The sequence below is a fragment of the Metabacillus schmidteae genome (genome assembly GCF_903166545.1).
Lineage (GTDB): Bacteria > Bacillota > Bacilli > Bacillales > Bacillaceae > Metabacillus > Metabacillus schmidteae.
Genome location: NZ_CAESCH010000001.1, coordinates 1,996,707 through 2,005,875, shown reverse-complemented (window position 1 = coordinate 2,005,875; position 9,169 = coordinate 1,996,707). Strand labels below are relative to the sequence as shown.

Annotated in this window: 8 protein-coding genes; 1 reads left to right on the top strand and 7 read right to left on the bottom strand. The window is 36.5% G+C overall.

Annotated elements, in window-relative coordinates; translation table 11 throughout:
- Nucleotides 1-5: 5 nt before the first annotated feature.
- The 7 genes from essB to HWV59_RS09515 all read right to left on the bottom strand — a co-directional run bounded on the left by essB (nt 6) and on the right by HWV59_RS09515 (nt 7,968).
- Nucleotides 6-1,325 (bottom strand): type VII secretion protein EssB, encoded by a 1,320-nt coding sequence (gene essB, locus HWV59_RS09550; RefSeq protein ID WP_175638713.1) that lies wholly within the window; start codon nt 1,323-1,325, stop codon nt 6-8.
- Nucleotides 1,326-1,338: 13 nt separating this feature from the next.
- A complete protein-coding gene (locus HWV59_RS09545; RefSeq protein WP_175638712.1) occupies nt 1,339-1,578 on the bottom strand; it encodes an EsaB/YukD family protein in 240 nt (79 codons plus the stop codon).
- A 61-nt stretch (nt 1,579-1,639) separates the two neighbouring features.
- Entirely contained in the window at nt 1,640-1,933 is a 294-nt protein-coding gene (locus tag HWV59_RS09540; protein ID WP_026562742.1) for a WXG100 family type VII secretion target, read from the bottom strand.
- A 767-nt stretch (nt 1,934-2,700) separates the two neighbouring features.
- Nucleotides 2,701-3,900 carry an ornithine--oxo-acid transaminase gene (locus HWV59_RS09530; RefSeq protein ID WP_175638711.1) on the bottom strand — a complete coding sequence of 400 codons (1,200 nt, stop codon included), beginning with the start codon at nt 3,898-3,900 and terminating at the stop codon, nt 2,701-2,703.
- A gap of 10 nt (nt 3,901-3,910) precedes the next feature.
- Nucleotides 3,911-4,816, bottom strand: coding sequence for an arginase (gene rocF / locus HWV59_RS09525; RefSeq protein WP_102231935.1), 906 nt, complete (start codon nt 4,814-4,816; stop codon nt 3,911-3,913).
- A 526-nt stretch (nt 4,817-5,342) separates the two neighbouring features.
- Nucleotides 5,343-5,951: an acetate uptake transporter gene (locus HWV59_RS09520; protein ID WP_102233077.1), complete on the bottom strand. Its 609-nt coding sequence runs from the start codon at nt 5,949-5,951 to the stop codon at nt 5,343-5,345.
- Between the two features lie 301 nt (nt 5,952-6,252).
- On the bottom strand, nt 6,253-7,968 hold the full coding sequence (locus tag HWV59_RS09515; RefSeq protein WP_175638710.1) for an ABC transporter ATP-binding protein: 1,716 nt from the start codon (nt 7,966-7,968) through the stop codon (nt 6,253-6,255).
- Between the two features lie 136 nt (nt 7,969-8,104).
- On the opposite strand from HWV59_RS09515, the gene HWV59_RS09510 reads away from it, so the two are divergent.
- Nucleotides 8,105-9,151, top strand: a complete 1,047-nt coding sequence (locus tag HWV59_RS09510; RefSeq protein WP_175638709.1) for a lactonase family protein — start codon at nt 8,105-8,107, stop codon at nt 9,149-9,151.
- The last annotated feature ends 18 nt before the right edge of the window (nt 9,152-9,169 follow it).

The following is a 9,169-nucleotide window of genomic DNA, read 5'->3' as shown; positions in this document are numbered from 1 at the left end:
CTTCACTACTCAGCTTTTGTTTCTCCTTGAGTACTTTCTTGTTTTGTTTGTGTTTGTTGCTGTTCAGTCTGCTCATTCGTTTCGACTTCCGTTTCAGCAGGCTGGGTTTCTTCCTCGACTGGAGTCGATACAGGCTGATCTTGTTCTTCTTCAACAAGTTCTGACTCTGCTTCTCGTTGATATTCCTCAATTTCATTTTCTATATCAGCTAACGCTTGCTCTCTTTCTTCACGATCTAAACTATCATCAGATTTTAATTGTTCTTTATATTTTAATAATCCAAATAAGATAAGGTCTCTATCTTCCAGGAATCTCGCAATATCGAGTGCATCCTCAGCCTCACCACGTCCAATTCGAATCCAGTACTCATAATATTGAGGATCTGTTTGTAAAGTAATTGTATTTCGAACCGTTTCTTGTTGGTCTTCCGATAATGATTCATTCACAATATAAGATAAGGACAATTGATATTGAGTCACCTTTGGCATATCTTCAATGCTATATGGCTGAAGCTCAGTTACAACTTCACTATAGTTATTTTGCAGAAACTCCTCCTGTGCTTGAATAAAGCTATCTTTCTTTGGCTGTAATGAAAATATTGAATATAAGCTATAAATAAATGCCGGAATAAACAATAAAGAAACTCCAATTAACACATACCGATTAAGTTTCCATGTATTCTTATTTACAGTCATCTGAAGGGTTTTTTCATGGTTAACTCTCCCGATTTCACCATCAATTATGTCAAGTAATTCATTATACTCCTTTGCTTCCATTATCTTTTTCACTACTGTTGATAGCTTTATTGTTTGAGAAAACTGGACATATTGCTCAAATGAATAGGTTGTATCTACAACAGAAGCAACAGTTGCCTTTACCTCTTGAAATAATTTCTCGAGATTATGTTCATAAGGAGGTAGACTTTCTTTTACTCCGTAATGAAGAAAATATGTATGTAGTCCTTGGTCAAGAACGATGTTGTCCGGACACACAACGAGATGAATTCGTGAAAGTTTATGATTTGTCACTGACTGCACGATTTTATATCCAAGAACGAATCGCTCTTTCTCATCTAATCGTTTCAATTGAGGAAGAAGAAAAGAATAGGTATTAGGGAGTTTATATTGAATGGTGAGCTCATCGTCCTTCATAACTATGTCCTTTTCAATCGACGGGTTTAATTCAGTTAGAAAGGAGATTTCCGTAGGATTATCTAATTTAACTTTTTCCTTTTGAAAAGCAAATGTCATGATTTGCTCTTTACGCGTGATAATGGCTTCCAGTTGATCTGTTAGGTATGAGGTAGAGTTATTTTCTGTTGACATGCCTATTTCTCCTTTATAGAATTTCAATTCTGTCTCCTGTTCGTATACCTGCATCCAGGAGTCGCTCTGTTCCTTGTATAACCTTCTGTTTATTAACAACTCTTATCCAAGCACCTTGTCTTGGCGGCTCTGCCATACTTTTTGCTTGCCAAACGATATCAATTAATTTTTTAACAGAATGGTAATTAGATAGTCTGATATCAAAGCTGTCTTGTTGGTAGTTTTTTAGATCAATTGTAATTTCTATGTACATTCAAATCACCTCATAAGGAAGGAGCGCGTCTTTAGAAAGAGCGCCCCTGCTTTCTTATTGCTTACCCTCTAATTTGACTTGCAATTTGCTGATCAGCATCTTCAAGTGCTTTAGATGTGCTGTTAAGTTGAGTTGAGATATCCTCAAGAAGCTGTTGCATTTGAATAAATGAAGGTCTTAAAGATTGGTATTGTTCACTGAACGCTCTGCTTGATTCACCTTCCCACATACCTTCAAGCTCGCGGATCATTGTATCAAGACGAGAAACTTGCTCTCCAACTTGGCTGCTTTCACTAGAGTAACGGTTGGCCATGCTTACTAACTCTGCAGGGGTAACACGAATAATTCCAGACATTTACTTCCTCTCCTTAAACTTAATATTTCGGTATTCATCTATATAATTGTGAGTACCCGGAAATCAATTGGATAGAAAAACATATCCTGTAAAATTTCTACTATATACCAATATCATATCTACCCACATAAATACAGGTTTAAACTAAAATGTAAATAAAAAGGAAACTTTTTTCCTAATATTTTTAAAGTCTACGGTAATATTTTCATAAATTCCCTAAAGAAAATTCAGGAATTAAGGTATAGAAACATTAGAGGGTAATAGGCATTAATACACAGCTGTTTTTTAGCAATAAAAAAAAAGACTAGATCCTCTTTCATCTAGTCTCACGGTGAAATACACAACTTTATACCTCTGTTGCAAAATCAGCTAAACTTTTATAAGCTTTACGCTGCTTATAGAAGTTAATACATTCTAAAAACTCATTTACTACAAGTTCCATTCTTTCCAGATCTCTACGTGTGACAACTGGGTCTTCCCTATTCCACCGAACAGTTCTTATAAAATAGTAGTTTTTTATGGGGGAAAACACTACATTAGAATGGGGAAACTCTTCAAATAGAAACTCAATCTGACCTCTTCTTTTATAGGAATGGTGAATAATTTTCATTTAATAATGTGATCCCTCTCATTAAAAAGATTAATTGCAGTATGATACTTCAATTAGAATGTGTCAATTTATTTTATCGTCATAGATAGTAAGAAAAATAGGGACATTCCTAAATTTGGCATTTGCAGACTATCCCCTGGAAATTGTGATGATTTAATTATGCCAATACCTGTTTAATTCTTTCAATCGCCCAATCAAGCTCCGCTTTTGTAATGACTAGTGGAGGTGCAAAGCGGATGACCATATCATGTGTTTCTTTACATAGTAATCCCTGTTCTTTTAACTTTTCACAATAGCCGCGAGCAGGTTCAGTTAGTTCAACTCCGATAAAAAGTCCTCTTCCTCTAATCTCCTTAATAACCGGGTTGTTTATTTCCTTCAATTGTTCCATAAAATAAGTACCTAATTCCAAAGAGCGCTCTATTAATTTTTCTTCTTCAATAACCTCGAGTGAAGCAAGTGAGACCGCACAGGCTAATGGGTTACCTCCAAATGTTGATCCATGAGAGCCAGGGTTAAAAACGCCAAGAACATCACGGTTAGCTACCACACATGATATTGGAAACACACCGCCACCCAGTGCTTTGCCTAAAATATACATATCAGGTATTACACCTTCCCAATCACAGGCAAATAATTTTCCTGATCGACCTAAACCTGCTTGAATTTCATCAGCAACAAATAATATATTATTTGCCTTGCATAAATCAAAGGCTTCCTTGATAAAGCCTGTTGGAGGTATATTAATTCCCGCCTCTCCTTGAATTGGTTCAAAAAGAAAACCAGCTGTATTCTGTGTAATCGCTGCCTTTAAAGCCTCAATGTCTCCATAAGGTATGAGCTTAATACCAGGTAACATAGGGCCGAAGCCTTTTCGATATTCTTCATCAGAAGAAAGGGAGACAGCTGTCATTGTTCGACCATGGAAATTCCCTTCACATGCAATAATCTCCGCTTGGTTTTTTAAGATCCCTTTCACTTGATAACCCCATCGTCTTATTGCTTTGACAGCAGTTTCTACAGCTTCCGCTCCAGTATTCATCGGAAGTGCCATTTCCTTTTTTGTAAGGCTGGTAATTCGTTCATACCACGGACCTAATTGATCATTATGAAAAGCTCGCGATGTTAAGGTCACTTTATCAGCCTGATCTTTTAAGGCTTGAATAATCTTTGGATGTCGATGTCCCTGGTTTACTGCAGAATAAGCACTTAACATATCCATATAACGATTTCCTTCAGGGTCCTCAACCCAAATTCCCTCTGCCTTGGAAATAACAATTGGTAAGGGGTGATAATTTTTTGCCCCGTATTGCTCTGTTTGATCAATGACTTGTTCTGATGTTGTTTTCAATTTCATTCCTCCTATCTTATAGAAGCTTTTCCCCAAATAACGACCCCATTAACGCAACTGCTACTTCTGCTGTTTTATTCTTTTCATCCAATATCGGATTTACCTCAACAAATTCAGCTGACGTAATCATTTTTGATTCTTCTAAAATTTCCATTGCTAAATGGCTTTCTCTGTAACTAATTCCTCCTAAAACCGGAGTCCCTACACCAGGTGCATCACTCGGATCAAGTCCGTCTAAATCAAGAGATAAATGAACACCATCAGTTTTATTTTTTAAGTAAGCGATCGCATCTTCCATTACCTTTGTCATCCCGAGTCGATCGATTTCATGCATTGTGTACACTTTAATTCCTTTTTCATGGATAAGTAGTTTTTCTCCTTCATCTAATGAACGTGCACCAATAATGACAATATTCTCCGGCTTTATTTTTCCCGTGTACCCTGCAATTGTTGTTAAATCCTGATGTCCAATTCCAAGACTTACCGCCAACGGCATACCATGTATATTTCCTGAAGGTGAAGTTTCACCAGTATTTAAATCTCCATGGGCGTCATACCAAATGACACCTAAATTCTGATAATGCTTAGAAATACCAGCAAGTGTCCCTATGGCAATACTGTGGTCACCACCAAATACGAGTGGAAATGACCCCTTATTTACAACTTCATCTACTGCTTCTGCTAATTTTTGACTAGCCTTTGAAACAGCATTTAAATATTTCAAATTATTCCCGGCAGAAGTTTCCTCTTCCCTTCCTGGTCTGCCAATTTGAATATCCCCTTTATCGTGAATCTTATAATCTAGCATTTCTAAACGCTCTACAACACCCGCATAGCGAATTGCACTCGGCCCCATGTCAACTCCTCTTCTGGATTGCCCTAAATCCATAGGAGCCCCAATGATTGTTATATGCTTTTTCATAACCCACTCCCCCTTTTTCTCATTGTAAATGAGAGGTGAATGATGACTCAACTCGACACAGTTGCGTATATTTATTCATATTCATACAGAAATTAATATATTAATATTTAAAATTTATTAAATACTTGTTTATTTTCAAGGAATTCAATTAAACATTAGTTTTTTTAATATAACTAACCAAGCACAAAAAAATAATACGTTTCCCATTTTGTTTTCAAATATTTTTTTCTTAAAGCAAAATTTTAAATCGTAATTTTTCATTTATGTCTGATATCGCAAAGTTTGTTGCTTTTAAAATAATTTAACTCTATATTGGAATGAAGCGGAAGTCACTCGACTCCTGCGGGAAGTGAGGAAAGGCTGAGACCCCGCAGGCCAGCCGGGAGGCTCAGCTTCCTCCCCGGCGCATGGAGTGACTGCAGCGAAATGGAACGGTCTAATTTTTAACTTTTCACTGTATCATAAACAACAAAGTATGCGAAAACACCATTAAAAAAGAGACTAACTACGCGTTAGCCTCTTCTTCTTACTTCTTAAAAACACCAAATGGCTTACCAATTGGTAAAACAACCTGTCCAAAATGTGTATTTAAAACAACTGCTGCAGATCCATAGAAAGAAAGCAATGCAATGATTAACTCAGATACAGCTGCCAGCATATGAGTCGCTTCGTGCATAATGCCAAATGTGCTTAATGATAACCCAATGAATAAGAAATCGATAAAAACAAAAATAAAGAATAATACTTTATGAGTTTCCATTGCACCAATCGTCATATATACACTAAAAATCAAATAACCGATAAACGCAACACCAAGTTGCTTCGGATCAACATTTGCCGCTAAGTTCTCTCCAAAAGCACCTAGTTGGATCAACCAGGACATACCAACACCGAACCAGAATAACCCAAATGCACCAAATGCTGTGGTACCAAAAATATTATTGTGCTTAGCATCTTGAACACAGGCAAACAGTTGGGCTAGTCCACCTAAAAAGAACGCCCAAGGTAAAATAAACGATAAGCCGTCTGTAATCCCTAATTTTTGTGATGACGCCACAAGAGTCACCATTGCTAATCCAAATAACCCAAGCGCTGATGGATCTGCCGTTGTAATTTTTACTTGATGATTATTCATAAATTCCTCCTAAAAAGACATACTTATATAAAATACAGAACTGAGGAATCCGTGTCAATCTGTTTTATAGAAGTCGGATTATTTAAAAAATACAATGGCAATGGCGGCTCCTTGGTACATATATGATGTAATCGCAACCACTAAAAAACTTATTTGAGTGGTTGACAGTTTTTTGCAAGCCTAATATTTTTTTGTGATTGGAAGTTTTTCTAGCCATATTAATAATAATCTTGTAGTATCTAAACAATCATTCTTACCCAACTACTAAAAAAGATGGAACATCTCTGTCCCACCTTCTTTATTACCTCTGATATTGGACACGATGAAGGTTGGCAAAGATTCCACCTTGTTCAATTAATTCATCATGCTTTCCTTGTTCAGCAATTCCATCCTCTGTCACAACGACGATACGGTCTGCGTTTCGAATAGTTGCAAGACGATGTGCAATAACAAGTGTTGTCCGGTTTTGTGATAACTCTGTTAAGGCTTGCTGGATAATAAGTTCTGTTTCTGTATCCAACGCTGATGTGGCCTCATCTAATATTAAAATCGGTGGATTTTTCAAAAACATTCTTGCTATTGCAATACGTTGCTTTTGTCCTCCTGATAACTTTAAGCCACGTTCACCAATTTGGGTGTCATAGCCAAATGGAAGTGATTCAATAAAACTTTCTAAATGAGCTCTTTTAGCAGCTTCCTCTATTTCCTCCTGTGTTGCACCCAGTTTTCCGTACGCAATATTTTCTCTTAATGTGCCTGTAAAAAGGAAAACATCCTGCTGCACAATTCCAATTTGAGAACGAAGTGATTGTTTTGTCATATTACGTACATCAATTCCATCAATTTTAATTGAACCATTGTCAACATCGTAAAAACGAGGAATCAGGGTACAGATTGTTGTTTTTCCAGCACCAGATGGTCCAACAAAAGCAATTGTTTCACCTGCTGAAATAGACAAGTCAATTCCATTCAATACCTGTTTATGTTCATCATAACCAAATGTTACATCATTAAATGTAATATCTCCACGGAGTGTTTGAACTTCAACAGCATCTTTTACATCTTGAACATCCGGATCCATATCAAGCAGCTCAGTAAATCGTTTAAATCCGGCCATTCCTTTTGGATAAAGTTCCATTAAAGCACTAATTTTATCAATGGGCTTAAAGAGTACATTAATATACAAGACAAATCCAACTAACTCACCGTAAGTAAGCTGTCCTGTATAGCTTAGCCATGCCCCTACAACGAGAACTGCAAGTGTGACAAATCGTGTCATCATATAAATTCCTGATAAGCTAAAGGACATTACTTTATATCCACCTAGCTTAGCTTTACGGAATTTCATATTATTCACAGAAAAACGTTTGTTTTCAAAGCTTTCATTTGTAAAAGATTGAACTACTCGCACACCCGAAACACTGTCTTCTACACGAGCATTTACATCTGCGATTTCACCGTACATTTTTTTCCAAGCTTTATTCATCTTCAAGTTACTTACGACAATTAACCAAGCTAAAAACGGTAAAATAATAAGTGCTACTAATGCCAACTTGACATTAACTGTGAACATAATCCAAAACGCACCAACAAACGTCATAATAGATATAAATAAATCCTCAGGACCATGGTGGGCAAGCTCACCGATATCCATTAAATCATTTGTAATACGACTCATAATATTTCCTGTCTTCGTATTGTCAAAAAACTTAAATGACTGCTTTTGTACATGCTGAAACAGCTGTTTTCTCATATCTGTTTCAATATTTATTCCTAGCATATGTCCCCAGTAATTGACGATATACTGCAAAAATGTACTTAAAATATATAAAACTAATAGCGTAATACTTACAGATACGATTGCTGACCAGTTTTCAGTTGGTAATAAAGAATCTATAAACCATTGAACTGCAAGCGGAAAGGCTAACTCTAATAGAGCTACGATGATCGCACTGCTAAAGTCCATAATAAAAAGCTTTTTATGAGGGGTATAATATGAAAAAAACCGCTTTAGCATTCTTCTTCTCCTTTTCTATTCCATATAAATACTATTATAGTAGCATATTTAAACAAATAGCCATATCAAAATGTTGTTGTTTCCAATAATCTAACGATATAATGTAAGGTATTACAAATTGAAAGGAGAAATTCTCTTGTCAAAACTAATCGGTTTTATCGGTACATACACAAAAGGTGATAGTAAAGGAGTCTACAGCTTCACACTTGACACAGAGGCTGCAAAGCTTGGAGATGTTAAACCTGTAGCAGAGTTGGACAACCCTACATACATTTGCGTAAACAATGATAATAAAAATCTTTATGCTGTTGTAAAAGAAGGAAATCAAGGTGGAGTTGCTTCCTACTCTATCAATCAGGAAACCGGTGACCTTTCTGAGATCAACCGTACATTACTTGATGGTGCTTCTCCATGTCATGTGAGTGTAGATCATCAAAACAAGCAAGTTGTGACAGCAAACTATCATAAAGGAACAGTGGAATCATTTTTAGTAGATGAAGGTGGTTCTGTCTCTTCAGCTGTTGCGGTTGTTGAGCATACCGGTCAAGGTCCACACGAACGACAAGAAAAGCCTCATACTCACTTTTCAGGCTTTACACCTGATGAAAAATTTGTTGTGGCTGTTGACTTAGGAATTGATAAAGTCATTACATATAAAATTGAAAATGGCCGATTAGAAGAAGCACACACATTGCTAGTAAAAGCTGGCAGCGGGCCAAGACATATTACCTTCCATCCAAATGGTAAGTTTGCTTATGTTATGACAGAGCTTAGCAATGAAGTGATTGCATTAAGCTATAATTCAGAAACAGGAGTATTTACAGAGCTTCAATACATCCCAACAATTCCAGAGGATTTTACCGAAAACAGTCAGGGAAGTGCGATTCATATTTCTTCTGACGGCCGCTTTGTTTATGCAGGCAATCGTGGACATGACAGCATTGCGCTTTACAGTGTAAATTCAGAAAGCGGTGAACTGACATTCATCGAATACACATCAACAGAAGGAAACTGGCCACGCGATTTTGTACTTGATCCAACAGAAAAATTCGTTGTAGCGTCAAATCAAGAAAGCAGTAATCTTGTTCTTTATGCACGTGATGCAGAAACAGGAAAATTAACTTTACTAGATTCAAAAATATCTGTTCCTGATCCTGTTTGTGTGAAGTTCTTGAATGTATAAAATTAAAAGGATGAGCGA